Consider the following 17653-nt stretch of genomic DNA (forward strand, 5'->3'; position numbering starts at 1 on the left):
ATTGATATGTTAATTTATATCTATCTGTTTGAGATTCTGTACTATATTAAAATTTGTAATGTATGGTAAATACGGGAGGATTAAGAGTTTTCTTAATCCAGAGAAAAGGGTATGCTTATTTATATCGAACACAGGATGTGAATATTCGGTCAACTTCCGTCAATGCAGAATGCCCTTCTGCCATGTGATTTTATGTACCTGCCGGGTCAGGTTTAGCTGCGGACATCACGTCCCACAGTCAATAAGGATATGAGTATGACTACCCAAACGATGATGCAAAAACTGAATGCCCAAATGAACCTGGAGTTCTACGCCTCCAATTTGCACCTGCATTTGAGTGCGTGGTGCTCCGAAAACAGTCTTACTGGTTCAGCCACGTTCTTTCGTACTCAGGCACAAAGTAACGTCACGCATATGATGCGCGTCTTTAACTTTCTGAAAGCTGTAGGGGCAAACCCTATCGTAAAAGCCCTGGACACGATCGACGATAGCTACACTTCGCTGGAAGAATTGTTCCAGAAAACGCTTGAAGAGTATGAACAGCGTTGCAACACACTCAGCAAACTGGCCGATGAAGCCAAAGCGCAGCACGACAGTATTACCCTGAAATTCCTGCGCGATATGGACAAAGAGCAACAACAGGACGGCACGTTGCTCAAAACGCTTGCGGACGAACTCCGCAATGCGAAACATGCCGGTTTATGCCCGGAGCAGACTGACCGTCATCTGCTCGACATTGTCACCGTTCAGCGTCACTGAGCGTTACTGACCTGCTCCTGACCGGGGCAGGTTCCTCTCACAACCTCCTGCTTTGTCTGAGATTTAACAAATCAGATCTTGCTCCCAATGAATAACCCTACATCGTGTAATGATTTATTTAATTACATAATGTTTGACGAGGGAGCATCATGATCACCATTGAGTTTATTGTTGTTATTGCCTGTCTGCTGGTCGGGACCCGCTTTGGCGGGATGGGACTGGGGCTAATAAGCGGTATTGGCCTGTTTATTCTGAGCTTCATTTTTGGGCTTCAACCCGGCAAACCGCCGGTTGACGTGATGCTGACCATTCTCGCGGTGATTGGCTGTGCGGCCACCCTGCAGACTGCCGGTGGTCTGAATGTGATGATGCAGTTTGCCGAACGTCTGTTGCGCAAACACCCTCAGCACATCACGCTCCTCGCCCCCTTTACCACCTGGATGCTGACCTTTCTGTGCGGTACGGGCCACGTGGTGTACACCATGTTCCCCATCATTGCGGATATTGCGCTGAAAAAAGGGATCCGCCCGGAACGCCCCATGGCGGTAGCCTCCGTGGCCTCGCAAATGGCCATCACCGCCTCGCCTGTATCGGTCGCGGTTGTGTCGCTGGTGTCGATTCTCGGCGCGCAGCACGGAATCGGTCACGCGTGGGGGATCCTGGAAATCCTCGCCGTATCAGTTCCCGCCTCGCTGTTTGGGGTAGCGATTGCGGCCCTGTGGAGTTTGCGTCGCGGCAAAGATTTAGCGGATGACGTGGAGTTTCAGGAAAAACTGAAAGATCCGAAACAGCGAGAATTTATCTATGGCAGCACGGAAACGCTCATGAATCAGCGCTTCCCGAAACAAGCCTACTGGTCGACCTGGATCTTCTTCACCGGGATTGCCATCGTGGTTCTGCTCGGTGCCGTACCTGAATTGCGCCCTGCTTTTGAGGTAAAAGGCAAAATGGCGGCGCTTTCGATGAACCTTGTCATTCAGATGATGATGCTGATTGCCGGTGCTGTCATGCTAATGGCCTGCAAGGTGAATGCCTCTGCCATCTCGAACGGTGCGGTGTTTAAAGCGGGAATGGTCGCGATCTTCTCGGTGTTTGGCGTAGCGTGGATGAGCGATACCTTTTTCCAGGCGCATCTGGATGAACTGAAAATGGCGCTGGAAGGGGTCGTCAAAAGCCACCCGTGGACCTATGCCATTGTACTGTTTCTGGTTTCTAAACTGGTGAACAGCCAGGCGGCGGCGTTAACTGCGGTTGCACCGATGGGGTTAATGCTGGGCATCGATCCGAAAATGCTGATCGCCTTCTTCCCGGCCTCCTACGGCTACTTTGTCTTACCGACCTACCCCAGCGATCTGGCCTGCATTGGCTTTGACCGCTCAGGCACCACCCGCATCGGCAAATTTATCATTAACCACAGCTTCATCCTGCCGGGGCTGATTGGCGTGAGCTGCGCCTGTGCGGCGAGCTACCTGCTGGTCCAGACTTTCTTCTGATCGTATCTCGGGCGACTGACAGGGTCGCCCGTTTCACGGCTTAGTGAGACTCGCCCTGCGGGGTGAATCGCAGCTCAATCAGTGCGATGGCTTTCTGAATTGCGCGAAGCGTAACCGGATCGGCCGCCGCGGGATGGCTGGTAAAATCGATGTTTTTCAGCTGGGTCGACATTTTTTCACGCACTTCGACAGGCGCGATAACGTCAATCACATCAAGGATTTGCTTAATAACCAACTGACAGGCAACGACGTCAGAGACCAGTTCCTGATCGGCGCTCAGGTTTTGTGACATGGGGTTTCTCCTTAGTTAAAGGCCGCCATAGTAGCAAACCGAGCGCCCTTTCATCTCTTTCTCGTCACCCGCAGGCATAAAAAAACCTGCCGAAGCAGGTTTTTTATCAGAACATCGCACCCGGTGGGACGTCTTTGAAAGTCGTGCAGTAGTTAGCCCACATGCTTTTCAGGATTTTGCGCAGTTTCATTATGATGCTCCAGTAACGTGTTATGCAGGTGTTATTGTCAATGCGCTTATAATATGACCGCCATCACAAAAATCAATCATTTTGTGATGAACATCACACCAACAAATCCACCAGTGCTACAACAATGTTACGAAAAAAGCCGCAAAATCCACAGGTTACGTCCATATAAATTCCAGTAAATTTTTATAAAAAATTTTGATACGTCTGGAAAATTATGGATGCCATCGCAAATTGTTAACCAACAATCCCACGCACGAAAGCTTCGATCTCTTTATCCTGGCAGTTTTCAAAGAAACACTGCTGGAAGCGCTGGCCGGATACGGCGGTTTTCACCAGTTCAGGATCGATGGCGCGCAGGGTATCGAGGTAATTTTCTTTCACCACCGCCGCTTTCACCTGATTCAGGATCCCCGCGTTACGCACCTGCGGCTCTTTACGCTCTGGCGGATAACCCTCGCCGTTACGACCCGTGAAGGCTTTCTCAAAGATAAAGCGCACGTTCAATTCAGCGCCCCAGCCAAAACCTTTGGCAAATGGCAGGGACAGCGCGTTGCCGTTGTTGATCTGCGCAAACAGGAAGGCGTCAGCAGGATCGATGCAATAGCCGCAAATCACGCCCGGATGGATATTCAGCGACATCAGCGCCCCCTGGCCGGTACCGCAGCCGGTCACGACAAAATCCACGGCTCTGGCATTCAGCAGAATGCTCGCCATAATGCCCAGATGGATATAAGTAAGATGGTGATCGTTCTCGTCGCTCATCCCGACGTTATACACCGGGAAGCCTTTTTCATCGGCAACGGCTTTTAGCTCATTGAGGATGATGGGGTTTTTAGCTGCCTGGCTGTTTTCCATCATCAGCGCAATTTTCATCGTGTCTCTCCTGAATGTGTGGCGGACAAGCCCGCTGTGGATACCTTATCCTCTTAACCTTACTATCAAACAAACACTCTTTCAAATTAAGTGAAAATGTGTTTTAAAAAACGCAATTGGGCTCACAGTTTCGTGACCTGATGCTGTTCGTTGCGAAGAGAAAGGCTTGATCTTCGGGCTATTCGAGGCATTGACTGGAACGGTGGAAGTTAAAATAGCGTATTTCCCTCTTCACGCAGAGTGAACCATGAAAAGAGTAATCATCGCCGGAACGATCCTGCTTGTCGCGGGGTGCAACGTTAACCGTCAGGCGGAGGTCAGTCACCTTGACGCCCCCAACGGGATTGTCCGACTGGACTACGGCCAGGCCATGCTGCAAAACGCCCATTCCGACGCGTATGTGAATAACGGCACCGCAGTAAAAGCCTGTCAGAGCATGGGGTATGCTACCGCCTCCGCCTACGGTCAGCCTGTCAAAACCTGTACCCTGATTAGCGGATCGCTGTGCCTGAACGAGAGCATGACCATTCAGTATAAATGCATGGGCTATGCCGTTAATCCTAACGCCACGAATCCATGGTATTAATGTCGTCTGCCAGCACCGCTGGCAGTTTTTTTAATTAAGAACACAAATAATTCTCATTAATAAATATAAAAAGTGCCAATGCGTGTTATTCCCATTCGTATTTTTAAATAAACAAATATTTATTTTACGTTTTGCAAATAATTAAATAACAAATTATAGTGTCGCTCATTGTGAACCAGAAATAATAAACCGGAGCGCCACCATGCTGAAAACTGAAATGATCGACAAGCTCAATGCTCAAATGAACCTTGAGCTTTATTCATCCCTTCTTTACCAGCAGATGAGCGCCTGGTGCAGCTATCACAGCTTTGAAGGGGCCGCCGCGTTTCTGCGTCGTCACGCACAGGAAGAGATGACGCACATGCAGCGTCTCTTTGATTATCTGACGGATACGGGCAGCCTGCCGCACATTGATACGGTTGCCTCTCCGGTTGCTGAATACGGTTCTCTTGATGAACTGTTCCGCGCCACTTACGAGCACGAACAGCTGATCACCCAGAAAATTAATGAACTGGTTCACGCTGCAATGACCGGCCAGGATTATCCGACCTTTAATTTCCTGCAATGGTACGTCGCTGAGCAACACGAAGAAGAAAAACTGTTTAAATCCGTGCTGGATAAATTGTCTCTGGCCGGTAAATCAGGAGAAGGTCTTTACTTTATTGATAAAGAACTGGCGACCCTCGATACGCAAAATTAATTCCCACACGGTGCTGAACTCTCAGCACCGTTTTAATGCCCCCCTCTACTTATTACCTCTCCCGTTCGCCTCCACAATTCAACATATGCCTCCCCCTCGCCAAGTCGTAAACTTAAAATTACACACGTTGTAACGGTGATTTGACGAGTTCACACTTTTCCCTTACTCTGCGCCGCAGATTAGGTCGCGATTAAGAATCGTTGTAGAGGAAAGCGTGAAAAACAGAGCTCTGGGAAGTATTTTCATCGTCGCAGGAACGACGATTGGCGCAGGAATGCTGGCCATGCCGTTGGCGGCCGCAGGCGTCGGATTTGGCGTAACGTTATTGCTTCTCGCCACACTCTGGGCGTTGATGTGTTACACCGCTCTGTTGTTACTGGAGGTTTATCAGCACGTCCCTGCCGATACGGGTTTAGGTTCGCTGGCTGCACGCTACCTGGGACGTTATGGCCAGTGGGTTACCGGCTTTAGCATGATGTTCCTGATGTACGCCCTGACGGCTGCCTACATTAGCGGAGCCGGAGAACTGATCGCGTCCAGCGTCAATGACGGGTTTGGCACACACATTACGCCCGGCACAGGCGCTGTCTTTTTTGCGCTCATCGGCGGCGGCGTGGTGTGTATCGGCACATCGCTGGTCGATCTCTTTAACCGCTTTCTGTTCAGCGCCAAAATTATTTTCCTGGTTGTGATGCTGGTTCTGCTCGCGCCACACGTTCACAAGATTAACCTGCTGACGCTGCCGCTGGAAAAAGGGCTGGCGCTTTCCGCGATCCCGGTGATTTTCACTTCGTTCGGTTTTCACGGCAGCGTGCCGAGTATCGTCAGCTATATGAATGGCGATACCCGCAAGCTGCGCCGCATCTTTATCATCGGCAGTGCGATTCCGCTTGTCGCCTACATTTTCTGGCAACTGGTCACGCTGGGCAGCATCGACTCCTCAACCTTTATCGGCTTAATGGCTGCGCATTCCGGCCTGAATGGTTTCCTGATGGCGCTGCGTGAGGTGGTGACCTCTCCACACGTCGAACTGGCGGTACATTTGTTCGCTGACCTGGCGCTGGCGACGTCGTTTTTGGGCGTGGCACTCGGCCTGTTTGATTATCTGGCCGATCTGTTTCAGCGCCGCAATACCGTTGCCGGACGCTTGCAAACGGGTGCAATTACCTTTCTGCCGCCACTGGCCTTTGCGCTGTTTTACCCGCGTGGCTTTGTGATGGCGCTGGGCTATGCGGGTGTGGCGTTATCCGTCCTCGCGCTGCTGTTGCCTTCCCTGCTGGCATGGAAGAGCCGTCAGCAGCATCCTCAGCAAGGTTATCGCGTGGCGGGGGGTAAACCGCTGCTGTGCATCGTGTTTACCTGTGGCGTGGTGATTATTCTGGTGCAATTCCTCATCGCAGCGGGAATGCTGCCGGAAGTGGGGTAATAAAAAAGGGGCTACGATGTGCCCCTTTCTTTTCTTTATTAATGCAAACAACAGCTCTTGAACTTCTTCCCGCTGCCGCACGGACAAGGATCGTTACGCCCGACCTTCGTGCCGTTAATAATCGGCTTTTGTGTTTCCTGCTGCTGCGGGTTGGCAACCCAGTAGTTGTATAAACGCAGCGCCGCGGGCTGGATGCTCTCGATGCTGGCGGTATACTCCTCTTCGGTCAGTTCATCCAGCTTTTCGCTGCCCTCTTCCGTCCCGTGCAGGGCAATCACATCCAGATCGGCTTTCAGTTCGTCTGGCAGGGATGACCAGTCGGTCAGCGCCACGCCGCGCATGTAGCCATAGCACCACTCCTCAACCACGGTGTAGCTCTGCCCATCAACGTCGTTAAAACCAAACATGGGCTCGAACTGATCCGGATACTCGCTCAGGCGCTCAGCAATGTCGTTCATATGCTTAAAGCAGAGATCGATAAAACGGTTCATTTCACGATCGTTTTTCCAGCGCGGAATGTACTTCTCGCCGCCCCAGACCGCTACCAGCCAGGCATCGGGTTCAACCACCCTTGGGCCGGAAAGCACTGCGGTAAGCATGCCGTCCAGTTCGGACACGTCAATCACGGACGCATCGTCATGACCGTAAGACATTAACGTCTCTTCCAGCCACTCCATTTCGCTTTCATTTAATGGGCCTTCAGTCATTGCTGACACTCCTGATAAAAAAGGAAAAGATCCTAACACATATCGTACGCCTTTCCTGGTTGAAGTTGCGGTCTTTATTGCTGCAAAAACGTGCAAATCGTGACCCTTGCACAACTTATGGGCTTTGTTGTTAACGAGATGTGATCTCCGCTGTAATTTCAGTGCGTCCCGCAAGGCAGCGTAAATCGGCGCTCTATACTCAACTATGTCGCAACCCGGTCAATGGGTTAACCATTCTGGCAACGATTTTGCTTAATGTTCTGCGCGCAAACTGCGCATGGAAACCTCGCCGTATTAAGCAGGATGTGGCCTGGATTTTGTTCGTTTAGTGCATGTTGTTCTCGATCTTATTTATAGATTGGCTGCGCCGTAGGGCGTTTGGGTTGACGCCGTGGTGCAAAAACCTCTTTGCTAAGGAACACAATAATGTCGCTGAAATTTATCAGAAGTCCTCTTTCTCTTGTGTTAGCCGGTTGTCTGGTGACGGCATTTTCCGCCCAGGCCGATATTGTGATTGGCGTGGCCGGGCCGTTTACAGGTCCAAATGCCACCTATGGCGATCAGTACTGGCATGGCGCAACGCAGGCCGCAGAAGACATTAACGCCGCGGGAGGGATCAACGGTGAGAAAATTAAGCTGGTTCAGGGAGATGATGCCTGCGAGCCTAAACAGGCTGTTGCCGTCGCTAACCGTTTAGTCGACCAGGATAAAGTCAATGCGGTTGTCGGCCATTTCTGCTCCTCTTCCACCATGCCCGCCTCAGAGGTGTATAGCGATGCGGGCATTATTGCCATCACCCCCGGTTCGACTAACCCACTCATTACCGAGCGCGGCATGAGCGATATGTTCCGCATGTGCGGCCGGGACGATCAGCAGGGGCAAGTCGCCAGCGACTTCATCATCGACAAGCTGAAGGCCAAACGCGTGGTGATCATTCACGATAAAGACACCTACGGTCAGGGGTTAGCGGACGCCACCAAAGCGGCGCTTGCCAAACGCGGCGTGAAGGATGTGATGTATGAAGGCTTATCGCGTGGGGAAAAAGACTTTAACGCGCTGGTAACGAAAATTGGCGCGCAAAAACCGGACGTGGTGTTCTTCGGGGGCTGCCACCCTGAAGCGGGACCGCTGGTGCGCCAGATGCGCGAACAGGGTGTACAGGCCAAATTCTTCTCAGGGGACTGTATCGTCAATGAAGAAATGGTCACCGCCGCGGGTGGCCCGCAGTACACCAACGGTATCTATATGACATTTGGTAAAGATCCTCGCCTGATCCCGGACGGTAAAGCGGTGATTGAGAAATTCCGCGCCGGTAAATTCGAACCAGAAGGCTACACCCTTTACTCCTATGCCTCCATCCAGGCCATTGCCGCTGCCTTCAAGGCCACCGGAGGCAAAGACTCCGCCAAAGCCAGCGAGTGGCTGAAAGCTAACGCCGTCGACACGGTGATGGGCAAAAAAGCCTGGGACAGTAAAGGCGATTTAAAAGTGTCTGACTACGTGGTTTATCAGTGGGACGACAAGGGAAAATATAAGGAAGTGCAGTAACGGGACGGAGTCACGCTCAACGTCGGCAGGTTCGCCTGCCGACGCGGAATACACATCGGGCTGCACGCGTCGTGCGGCCTATAAAAAGAGCGCGCGATGATGAGTACATTCTTCCTGCAACAGTTAATCAACGGATTAACGCTGGGCTCCGTCTACGGCTTAATCGCCATCGGCTACACCATGGTGTACGGCATCATTGGCATGATCAACTTCGCCCATGGCGAAGTGTATATGATCTCGGCCTATCTCTGCGCCATCGGGCTGGCCCTGCTGTCATTCTTCGGTCTCGAGTCGTTTCCCCTGCTGATACTGGGCACGCTGGCGTTCACCATTGTGGTGACGGGCGTGTATGGCTGGACGATTGAGCGCATCGCCTATAAACCCCTGCGAAACTCCACCCGACTGGCACCGCTGATCTCCGCCATCGGGATGTCGCTGATTTTGCAAAACTACGCCCAGCTGAGCCAGGGCCCCCGTCAGCAAGGCGTGCCAACCATGCTGGACGGCGTACTTCGCGTGCATCTGGGAGAAGGTTTCGTCCAGATCACCTACACCAAAATATTTATTCTGATCGCCTCGTTCGCCGGCATGCTGCTGCTCACCTGGATAATCAGCCATACCCGGCTGGGGCGGATGTGTCGTGCGGTGCAGCAGGATCGTAAAATGGCCTCCATCCTGGGGATCAATACCGACAGGATTATTTCGCTGGTTTTTGTGATCGGCGCGGCGATGGCCGGGCTGGCGGGCGTATTGATCACCATGAACTATGGCACGTTTGATTTCTACGTGGGATTTGTCATCGGGATAAAAGCCTTTACGGCGGCGGTGCTGGGCGGTATCGGCTCTCTGCCAGGCGCCATGCTCGGCGGGTTGATACTGGGGGTGGCGGAAGCGCAATTTTCCGGAATGGTGAACTCGGATTATAAAGACGTGTTCTCGTTTGGGCTGCTGGTATTGATCCTGATTTTCCGTCCTCAGGGTCTGCTGGGCCGCCCTGTCGTGGCGAAGGTGTGAGGGTGACGACGATGACATCTGCCGGTTTCTCCCTTAAACGCTGCATTCTGGATTCCGTATTTTCCGGACTGGTTGCTCTGATTATCTTCGGCCCTATCGCTGGGGTGGTTCTCGACGGTTACAGCTTTAACTTTGCCGGACAACGGCTGGCGTGGATGATTGCCATCGTCATGCTGGGCCGCTTTTTGCTGAGCATCTTCCTGCAGACCGCCCCTGGCGCACGTTTCCAGGCGAGGTTTGAAGCAGACAGCGCAGGGGTGTATGTCCGCCCTCCCGGATACAAGAGCCGCATGCGCTGGATTATTCCGCTGGTTATTACGCTTGCGATCTGCTTTCCGTTTGTGGCGACCAAATACGTGCTGACCGTCGCTATTCTGGGGCTGATCTATGTCCTGCTCGGCCTCGGGCTGAATATTGTGGTTGGCCTTGCGGGACTGTTGGATCTGGGGTATGTCGCCTTTTACGCGATTGGCGCGTATGGCCTCGCGCTGGGGTATCAATATCTGGGGTTAGGGTTCTGGAGCATGCTGCCGCTGGCGGCGCTGATGGCCGCCGCCGCCGGTGCGCTGCTTGGCTTCCCGGTGCTTCGCATGCATGGGGATTATCTGGCAATCGTGACGCTCGGGTTTGGCGAGATTATCCGCCTGGTGCTCAATAACTGGCTGACCTTCACTGGCGGCCCAAACGGCGTTTCAGCCCCTGCCCCAACCTTTTTTGGTCTGGAGTTTGGCCGACGCGCCAAAGAAGGCGGCATCCCCTTCCACGAGTTTTTCCATCTGACCTATAACCCGAACATGAAGTTTATCTTTATTTACGCCGTGCTGTTTTTGGTGGTGCTGATGGTGCTCTACATCAAGCACCGCCTGACGCGAATGCCGATTGGTCGGGCGTGGGAGGCATTACGAGAAGATGAAATTGCCTGCCGCTCAATGGGCCTTAATCACGTGCTGGTGAAGCTTTCTGCTTTTACGCTGGGGGCATCAACGGCCGGGATTGCGGGGGTATTCTTTGCCACCTATCAGGGATTCGTTAATCCCACCTCCTTCACCTTTTTTGAATCCGCACTGATTCTGGCCATCGTGGTACTGGGCGGGATGGGTTCCACGCTGGGCGTTGTGCTGGCCGCCTTTGTCCTGACCGTCACGCCGGAACTGCTGCGCAGCTTTGCCGAGTATCGCGTCCTGCTGTTTGGCGTGTTGATGGTGGTCATGATGATCTGGCGTCCACGCGGTTTGATCCGCATTAACCGCAGTGGCTATGCCGTGCGTAAGGGTGTTGCGCCATGAACGGAACCATATTACGCGTTGAGCACCTGATGATGCACTTTGGCGGGATTAAAGCGTTAAATGACGTCAACCTTGACGTACAACGCGGGTCGATTACCGCCCTCATCGGGCCTAACGGCGCGGGGAAAACAACCGTGTTTAACTGCCTGACGGGCTTCTACAGGGCGTCCGGCGGCTCTATCTTATTCAATACCCGCAGTAAAACCACCAATGTGATTCAGGTTCTCGGTCAAAAATTCCAGCCCGGGGACTGGATTAACCCGACCCGGCTAGGGTCGCGTCTTTTCTACAAAATGTTCGGCGGAACACACCTGGTTAACCGCGCGGGCCTGGCGCGCACGTTCCAGAATATCCGCCTGTTTCGCGAGATGTCGGTTGTCGAAAACCTGCTGGTTGCACAGCATATGCGTGTCAATCGCAATCTCCTCGCCGGTGTGCTCAATACCCCCGCCTATCGTCGGGCGGAAAGTGATGCCCTCGATCGTGCATTTTACTGGCTGGAAGTGGTGGATCTGGTGGATTGCGCCAATCGCCTCGCGGGCGAAATGTCTTACGGTCAACAACGACGCCTCGAAATTGCCCGGGCAATGTGTACGAGTCCGGAGATGATCTGCCTTGATGAACCTGCCGCAGGCCTGAACCCGGTGGAAACGCACAAGTTAAGTAACATTATCCGTTTTCTGCGCAACCACCACGACATCACGGTACTGCTGATTGAGCATGATATGGGGATGGTCATGGAGATTTCGGACGATATTATTGTGCTCGACCACGGAGACGTCATTGCACGGGGAAAACCAGAGCAGATCCAACATGATGAAAAAGTGATTGCCGCCTATCTGGGCACCGAAGAGAGCGAGGTTAACCTGTGAACGAAACGATGCTGGAATTTCGGGAGGTGGACGTTTTCTACGGCGTGATCCAGGCACTGAAACAGGTTTCCCTTGAGGTTAACAAAGGTGAAACCGTGGCGCTGATTGGCGCTAACGGTGCAGGAAAATCGACATTATTGATGTCTATATTTGGCCAACCTCGGGTCCGTAATGGGCAGATCCTGTTTTGCGGAGAGGATATCAGCCATAAATCCACCCACTACGTCGCGTCCGGCGGTATCGCCCAGGCGCCCGAAGGACGGCGTATCTTCCCGGATATGACGGTGGAAGAGAACCTGCTGATGGGCACAATTCCGATTGGAAACCAGTTTGCATCTGAAGATATGCAAAGCATGTTCGACCTTTTCCCCCGTCTCAAAGAGCGGCGTAAACAGCGTGCGATGACCATGTCCGGCGGAGAACAGCAGATGCTGGCGATTGCGCGTGCATTAATGAGCCGCCCTAAGCTGCTGTTGCTGGATGAGCCCAGCCTGGGATTGGCTCCAATCGTGGTGAAACAGATTTTCCAGACGCTGCGCGAGCTGGCACGCAACGGCATGACCATTTTTCTGGTTGAGCAGAATGCGCACCACGCGCTGAAGCTTTCCGACCGCGGGTACGTGATGGTCAACGGACAGATCCGGCTGAGCGGCAGCGGCGAGGAGCTGCTGGGGAATCAGGAGGTCAGGAAGGCGTATCTGGGTGGGGTTTGAGCGTTAAATTACAGGCACAAAAAAACCACCTTTCGGTGGTTTCACGACACTGCTTATTGCTTTGATTATTCTGCTTTTTCCCATGGTAGCCGGAGTGGGACTTGAACCCACACAGCGCGAACGCCGAGGGATTTTAAATCCCTTGTGTCTACCGATTCCACCATCCGGCCAGGGAAGAAAGTGGAGGCGCGTTCCGGAGTCGAACCGGACTAGACGGATTTGCAATCCGCTACATAACCGCTTTGCTAACGCGCCGTAAAACTTTTCATACTGACACCCGCTATTGCGCATGTCTTTAATCTGGAGCGGGAAACGAGACTCGAACTCGCGACCCCGACCTTGGCAAGGTCGTGCTCTACCAACTGAGCTATTCCCGCATGTCATCAAGTTGTTTCTAACCACTTGATTTCATTATCGTCCGGCTAGCTGTGCCGCCGTTCGATGCGTTGCATTCTACTGATATGTCGTTTTGAGTCAACGTTATTTTTTGCATCCCCGGATCGTTTGCTGAAAATTACGTCGAAACGATCACTGTTCAAGCAAATCTCCGCGCGCCGCGTTCAAATACTGCAGCATTGACCACAGCGTCAGCACCGCAGCAACCCACAGCAGACCGATCCCCGCCCACTCAACCCAGGCGTTAGGACGCCACAGCATCCAGACCAGCGACGCCATCTGCGCGGTAGTTTTTACTTTACCGATCCAGGATACCGCCACGCTGCTGCGTTTGCCCATCTCCGCCATCCACTCGCGGAGTGCAGAAATAATGATTTCGCGGCCAATCATGGTTGCAGCAGGCAGCGTGACCCACCAGGTGTGATAATGCTCGGCCACCAGCACCATCGCGATCGCCACCATGACTTTATCGGCCACCGGATCGAGGAACGCACCAAAGCGGGTGCTTTGATTCCAGCGGCGCGCAAGATATCCGTCAAACCAGTCCGTGACGGCGGCGATCAGGAAAATCAGCGCACAGGCGAAGGGAGCCCAGACGACCGGCAGGTAAAACGCCAGTACAAAGAACGGGATAAGCACGACGCGAAAAAGAGTGAGCAACGTAGGGATATTAAATCGCATGATGACGGTAACTGTCTGTTGTCAGTAAAATTTAGCTCTATGTTGCTACAGAGCCCTCAATGTTTCAACGAGTAGTAGATCTTTTCTGCCAGCCCTTGCGAAATACCCGGCACTTTTGCAATTTCCTCCATGCTGGCATTGAGTAATCCTTGCAATCCGCCCATATACTTCAGCAGCATTTGACGACGTTTTGGTCCAACGCCTTCGATGGTCTCCAGCGTGCTGGTATTTTTGACCTTCGCCCTTTTTTTACGGTGGCCGCCGATCGCGTGATCGTGCGATTCATCGCGGATATGCTGGATCACATGCAGCGCAGGCGAATCCGGCGGCAGGCTAAAGCCCTCACCTTCCGGCTCAAAGAAAAGCGTTTCCAGACCCGCTTTACGATCCGCCCCTTTCGCCACGCCCAACAGCAGCGGATGGTTTTTATCCCACTCGACGTCGAGTGATTCAAACACCGCCTTCGCCTGCCCGAGCTGCCCTTTTCCGCCGTCGATAAGGATCACGTCCGGGATCTTGCTCTCTTCGATGGCTTTACCATAGCGTCGACGCAGCACCTGGTTCATTGCGGCATAGTCATCCCCCGGCGTGATCCCGGTGATGTTATAGCGGCGATACTCCGCCCGCAGCGGACCGTTGGCATCAAATACCACGCAGGAGGCCACGGTCTGCTCACCCATCGTATGGCTGATGTCAAAACACTCCATACGTTTCACTTCCGGAAGCTTCAGAAGCGTAGCAAGCGCGGTTAAACGCTGATTGACCGTCGACTGCTGGGACAGTTTAGTCGTCAGCGCCGTCGCCGCATTGGTGCGTGCCAGCTTCAGATAGCGTGCACGGTCCCCGCGCGGTTTCGTTTGAACATTCACCCGACGCCCGGCCAGTTCAGACAGGGAATCCGCCAGCAGGGTTTTATCGTCGAGATTAAAATCAAGCAGGATCTCAGAGGGCAGCGTGCGCATCTGGCTGCCCTGAAGATAGAACTGTCCAACAAATGTCTCGACCACTTCACCCAGTTCCGTACCGCCCGGCACTTTCGGGAAGTAGCTGCGGCTGCCGAGCACTTTACCCTGGCGAATGAACAGGACGTGAACGCAGGCCAGCCCGTTGTCAAAGGCCACGCCAATCACGTCCAGGTCGTCACCGGTATTGGAGACAAACTGCTTTTCAGTTACGCGGCGTACGGCCTGAATTTGGTCACGAATACGCGCAGCCTCTTCAAACTCCAGCGCTGCGCTGGCTTTTTCCATTCGCGCGATAAGCCGGGTGAGAACCTGATCGTCTTTCCCCGCGAGGAATAAGCGGACATAGTCTACCTGCTGGGCATACTCTTCTTCGCTGACCAGACCCGCTACGCACGGACCCAGACAGCGACCAATCTGGTACTGCAGGCACGGACGCGAGCGGTTACGGTAAACGCTGTTTTCACACTGGCGGATCGGGAAGATTTTTTGCAGCAGCGCCAGCGTTTCACGCACGGCATAACCGTTCGGGAACGGGCCGAAATATTCACCCTTCGCATGCTTCGCGCCCCTGTGCATCGCCAGACGAGGATGGGTATCCCCGCTCAGGAAAATAAAGGGATAGGATTTATCATCACGCAGCAACACGTTATAGCGGGGCTGATACAGTTTGATGTAGTTATGTTCAAGCAGCAGCGCTTCCGTCTCGGTGTGCGTGACGGTGACATCAATATTCTGAATGAGTGCGACCAGCGCTTCGGTTTTGCGGGAGGCAAGATTGCTGCGGAAATAGCTGGAAAGGCGTTTTTTGAGATCTTTCGCCTTACCCACATAGATAACCGTACCGCCAGCGTCGTACATGCGATATACGCCTGGCTGGCTGGTGACGGTTTTTAGAAATGCTTTTGAATCGAACGCTTCATTCACTGACTTATTAACGACTCCGCATTACACAGACCATGACGAATGGCCAGATGAGTCAACTCGACATCACCGTGAATGTTCAGTTTACTGAACATCCGATAGCGATAGCTGTTCACCGTTTTCGGGCTGAGATTCAGCTGTTCAGAGATCTCATTCACTTTCTGACCTTTAGTGATCATCAGCATAATCTGCAACTCGCGCTCAGACAAACTGGCAAACGGCGATTCCGTTTTTTCAGGTTCAATCTGGCTCAATGCCATCTGTTGTGCAATGTCTGAGGCGATGTAACGCTGCCCGGCAAACACGGAGCGAATCGCATTCACAACTTCCTGTGGTGCGGCGCCTTTACTCAGATACCCGGCGGCCCCCGCCTGCATCACTTTCGCGGGCAGCGGGTTTTCGGTATGTACGGTCAGCATGATGACTTTGGTATCAACAAAGGTACGGGCGATTTTACGTGTTGCTTCAAGCCCACCAATGCCGGGCATGTTCATATCCATCAACACCACGTCGGCCGAGTTTGTGCGACACCATTTCACGGCATCTTCACCACAGCAGGCCTCACCGGCAACTTTAATACCCTTTATATCTTCAAGAATGCGTCGTATCCCTGCGCGCACCAGTTCGTGGTCATCAACAAGAAGGACGTTGATCAAAGGAAATGTCTCCAGAATAGGGATAACGCTACTGACTACTTATTGCGTTTATATTAACGGTTTTCCTCGCAAGATTAAAACGTTAAAAAACGTGCTATACGATTACGTTCTCGTTTTTGGAAATTAGCCTGTACAGCAAGCGGAAAGAAAACCCAGGCGGCCTGGGCTTTTGCGTCTATTTTTAAGCATCTGTATTCAAAAAGTTACAAAAACAGGGGCACAGCACCGGCTTAAAAACAGTTCTAAACTTTTTGTAACAACAATTAACGGCAAACGAACCGGCGATGACAATAAATTGGGAATATCGCAGAGGAGACATTAGCTGTGGGTATTGTTTACGTAAATAAACAAAATGCGGAAAAGTACGAAAAACAACCACTGCTTTTTTTGTCACGGCTTGTGGTATACTCCGCGGCCTTGACTTTCATCGTCGCGCTCGAGCGCTGTTTTATATTGAGGAAAATAAATGAGCTCACCTGATTTCGCCACTGCGGAAAATAACCAAGAACTGGCACAGGAAGTAAACTGTCTGAAAGCGCTGCTGACGCTCATGTTACAGGCAATGGGTCAGGCTGATGCGGGCCGTGTGATCCTTAAGATGGAAAAACAAATCGCGCAGATGGAAGACCAGGCTGAATCAGCCGTATTCGCCAATACTGTTAAGCAGATTAAACAAGCTTACCGTCAGTAAAAAAAACGGCTGGATGCGGTGCATTCAGCCGTTATCTCGTCTGTCACGCAGAACGTGTTGTCTCTTCAGATCAGTCCTGTCGCCGCCGCGTAACAGGCTATCTGCGTCTTGTTTGGCGCGTTAAATTTCTTCTGCATATTCTTCTGATGGAAATTAACCGTATTCTCCGATATCGAGAGAATAATCGCTATTTCTGCAGACGTCTTTCCTTCCGCAGTCCACTTCAGAATTTCCCGCTCACGCTTGCTGAATTTCATTTCAGGCGGCATGACCATCTCATGTTCAAAACGCAGCAGAGACGTTAAGGCCATTTGAACCAGCATTTGCAGGCGCAACTCTATTTCTTCGCAGCTTAACTTATCCGCCTGAGCGCGAGTACGTGATACAGACAGGAAACCGAGCGCATGATTAGGCAGCATCAAACACTGCGTAATTCCCGCACGCAAACCGTGGTCCCGCGCGCCGTCCCAGAGTGCCTGAGCATCAGCGAATAATTCATCCGTCCAGGGTAAATGCCCCTGAATGAAATTCTCTGGTTTCAGCACCGGATCGATGGCGAAAAAATTCTCTGACTTATATTGCGCCATCCATTCCTGCGGATAACTGGTTTGGACCGAAATCCGGGGGCGCGTAAAGGGGACAGGATGACGAACGCAAAGTGAGAAATAATCAAATTCGAGTGCCTGCGTTTGTCGCTGAAGTTCTTGATATACCTCGTCGGCACAGGACATTTCCTGAAACCGGAGGAAGCAATCCCGTCGCCAGTTGAAAAAGTCTGAATCCCTCATACTTACCGAATGAAGCCTCTGATAAAGATAATCATTATTATGGTGAATATAACCTAACACATAAATCTTATTTGTTTATACAAAATATCGTCCAAC

Annotated in this window: 20 protein-coding genes and 3 tRNA genes; 12 read left to right on the plus strand and 11 right to left on the minus strand. The window is 52.3% G+C overall.

Annotated elements, in window-relative coordinates; all coding sequences use genetic code 11:
* Positions 1-255: 255 nt before the first annotated feature.
* Together N2K86_RS13275 and N2K86_RS13280 are read left to right on the plus strand one after the other, a co-directional pair.
* A complete protein-coding gene (locus tag N2K86_RS13275) occupies positions 256-759 on the plus strand; it encodes a non-heme ferritin-like protein (RefSeq protein WP_260658905.1) in 504 nt (167 codons plus the stop codon).
* 149 nt (positions 760-908) lie between these two features.
* Positions 909-2252 carry an anaerobic C4-dicarboxylate transporter gene (locus tag N2K86_RS13280; protein ID WP_260658906.1) on the plus strand — a complete coding sequence of 448 codons (1344 nt, stop codon included), beginning with the start codon at positions 909-911 and terminating at the stop codon, positions 2250-2252.
* A 40-nt stretch (positions 2253-2292) separates the two neighbouring features.
* Here N2K86_RS13280 and N2K86_RS13285 read toward each other — a convergent pair whose 3' ends face one another.
* From N2K86_RS13285 to N2K86_RS13295, 3 genes are all read right to left on the minus strand, one after another.
* Complete coding sequence (locus N2K86_RS13285; protein ID WP_006176098.1) at positions 2293-2544, minus strand: DUF2766 family protein; 252 nt, start codon at positions 2542-2544, stop codon at positions 2293-2295.
* Positions 2545-2650: 106 nt separating this feature from the next.
* Entirely contained in the window at positions 2651-2734 is an 84-nt protein-coding gene (azuC, locus tag N2K86_RS13290) for a stress response protein AzuC (protein ID WP_003859682.1), read from the minus strand.
* A gap of 234 nt (positions 2735-2968) precedes the next feature.
* Positions 2969-3607 (minus strand): RpiB/LacA/LacB family sugar-phosphate isomerase, encoded by a 639-nt coding sequence (locus tag N2K86_RS13295; protein ID WP_221550434.1) that lies wholly within the window; start codon positions 3605-3607, stop codon positions 2969-2971.
* Between the two features lie 247 nt (positions 3608-3854).
* Between N2K86_RS13295 and yecR the strand changes: the two genes are divergently transcribed.
* From yecR to tyrP, 3 genes are all read left to right on the plus strand, one after another.
* On the plus strand, positions 3855-4193 hold the full coding sequence (gene yecR / locus N2K86_RS13300; protein WP_260658907.1) for a YecR-like lipofamily protein: 339 nt from the start codon (positions 3855-3857) through the stop codon (positions 4191-4193).
* A gap of 202 nt (positions 4194-4395) precedes the next feature.
* Entirely contained in the window at positions 4396-4893 is a 498-nt protein-coding gene (gene ftnA, locus N2K86_RS13305; RefSeq protein ID WP_260658908.1) for a non-heme ferritin, read from the plus strand.
* A 214-nt stretch (positions 4894-5107) separates the two neighbouring features.
* The gene (tyrP, locus tag N2K86_RS13310) at positions 5108-6319 is read left to right on the plus strand and encodes a tyrosine transporter TyrP (protein ID WP_260658909.1); all 1212 of its coding nucleotides are present in this window, start codon (positions 5108-5110) and stop codon (positions 6317-6319) included.
* 38 nt (positions 6320-6357) lie between these two features.
* On the opposite strand, the gene N2K86_RS13315 is transcribed toward tyrP, so the two are convergent.
* Positions 6358-7026, minus strand: coding sequence for a YecA/YgfB family protein (locus tag N2K86_RS13315; RefSeq protein ID WP_010432448.1), 669 nt, complete (start codon positions 7024-7026; stop codon positions 6358-6360).
* 426 nt (positions 7027-7452) lie between these two features.
* Between N2K86_RS13315 and N2K86_RS13320 the strand changes: the two genes are divergently transcribed.
* The 5 genes from N2K86_RS13320 to N2K86_RS13340 all read left to right on the plus strand — a co-directional run bounded on the left by N2K86_RS13320 (position 7453) and on the right by N2K86_RS13340 (position 12459).
* Complete coding sequence (locus tag N2K86_RS13320; RefSeq protein WP_089598424.1) at positions 7453-8574, plus strand: branched-chain amino acid ABC transporter substrate-binding protein; 1122 nt, start codon at positions 7453-7455, stop codon at positions 8572-8574.
* Positions 8575-8673: 99 nt separating this feature from the next.
* The gene (locus N2K86_RS13325; protein WP_089598431.1) at positions 8674-9588 is read left to right on the plus strand and encodes an ABC transporter permease subunit; all 915 of its coding nucleotides are present in this window, start codon (positions 8674-8676) and stop codon (positions 9586-9588) included.
* 11 nt (positions 9589-9599) lie between these two features.
* Entirely contained in the window at positions 9600-10874 is a 1275-nt protein-coding gene (livM, locus tag N2K86_RS13330) for a high-affinity branched-chain amino acid ABC transporter permease LivM (protein WP_260661681.1), read from the plus strand.
* Positions 10871-11746, plus strand: a complete 876-nt coding sequence (locus tag N2K86_RS13335) for an ATP-binding cassette domain-containing protein (protein ID WP_260658910.1) — start codon at positions 10871-10873, stop codon at positions 11744-11746. The genes livM and N2K86_RS13335 overlap by 4 nt, the downstream gene beginning before the upstream one ends.
* A gap of 8 nt (positions 11747-11754) precedes the next feature.
* Positions 11755-12459, plus strand: coding sequence for an ABC transporter ATP-binding protein (locus N2K86_RS13340; protein WP_260411679.1), 705 nt, complete (start codon positions 11755-11757; stop codon positions 12457-12459).
* Between the two features lie 83 nt (positions 12460-12542).
* Here N2K86_RS13340 and N2K86_RS13345 read toward each other — a convergent pair.
* The 6 genes from N2K86_RS13345 to uvrY form a co-directional block, all read right to left on the minus strand.
* Positions 12543-12629: transfer RNA gene (locus N2K86_RS13345), tRNA-Leu, on the minus strand.
* Between the two features lie 11 nt (positions 12630-12640).
* A tRNA-Cys gene (locus tag N2K86_RS13350) sits at positions 12641-12714 on the minus strand.
* A gap of 46 nt (positions 12715-12760) precedes the next feature.
* A tRNA-Gly gene (locus N2K86_RS13355) sits at positions 12761-12836 on the minus strand.
* 151 nt (positions 12837-12987) lie between these two features.
* A complete protein-coding gene (gene pgsA, locus N2K86_RS13360) occupies positions 12988-13536 on the minus strand; it encodes a CDP-diacylglycerol--glycerol-3-phosphate 3-phosphatidyltransferase (protein WP_260658912.1) in 549 nt (182 codons plus the stop codon).
* Positions 13537-13592: 56 nt separating this feature from the next.
* Positions 13593-15425 (minus strand): excinuclease ABC subunit UvrC, encoded by a 1833-nt coding sequence (gene uvrC, locus N2K86_RS13365; RefSeq protein ID WP_260658913.1) that lies wholly within the window; start codon positions 15423-15425, stop codon positions 13593-13595.
* A complete protein-coding gene (gene uvrY / locus N2K86_RS13370) occupies positions 15422-16078 on the minus strand; it encodes a UvrY/SirA/GacA family response regulator transcription factor (RefSeq protein ID WP_042714108.1) in 657 nt (218 codons plus the stop codon). The genes uvrC and uvrY overlap by 4 nt, the downstream gene beginning before the upstream one ends.
* 399 nt (positions 16079-16477) lie before the next feature.
* On the opposite strand from uvrY, the gene N2K86_RS22700 reads away from it, so the two are divergent.
* Together N2K86_RS22700 and N2K86_RS13375 are read left to right on the plus strand one after the other, a co-directional pair.
* A complete protein-coding gene (locus tag N2K86_RS22700) occupies positions 16478-16558 on the plus strand; it encodes a hypothetical protein (RefSeq protein WP_419716714.1) in 81 nt (26 codons plus the stop codon).
* Positions 16545-16769: a DUF2594 family protein gene (locus N2K86_RS13375; protein WP_010432421.1), complete on the plus strand. Its 225-nt coding sequence runs from the start codon at positions 16545-16547 to the stop codon at positions 16767-16769. The genes N2K86_RS22700 and N2K86_RS13375 overlap by 14 nt, the downstream gene beginning before the upstream one ends.
* Before the next feature lie 65 nt (positions 16770-16834).
* Here the strand turns inward: N2K86_RS13375 and sdiA are convergent, their stop codons facing one another.
* Entirely contained in the window at positions 16835-17557 is a 723-nt protein-coding gene (sdiA, locus tag N2K86_RS13380) for a transcriptional regulator SdiA (RefSeq protein WP_260661682.1), read from the minus strand.
* Positions 17558-17653 lie beyond the last annotated feature (96 nt).

Origin of the sequence: Enterobacter mori, from assembly GCF_025244905.1 — a bacterium.
Taxonomy (GTDB): Bacteria; Pseudomonadota; Gammaproteobacteria; order Enterobacterales; family Enterobacteriaceae; genus Enterobacter; species Enterobacter mori_A.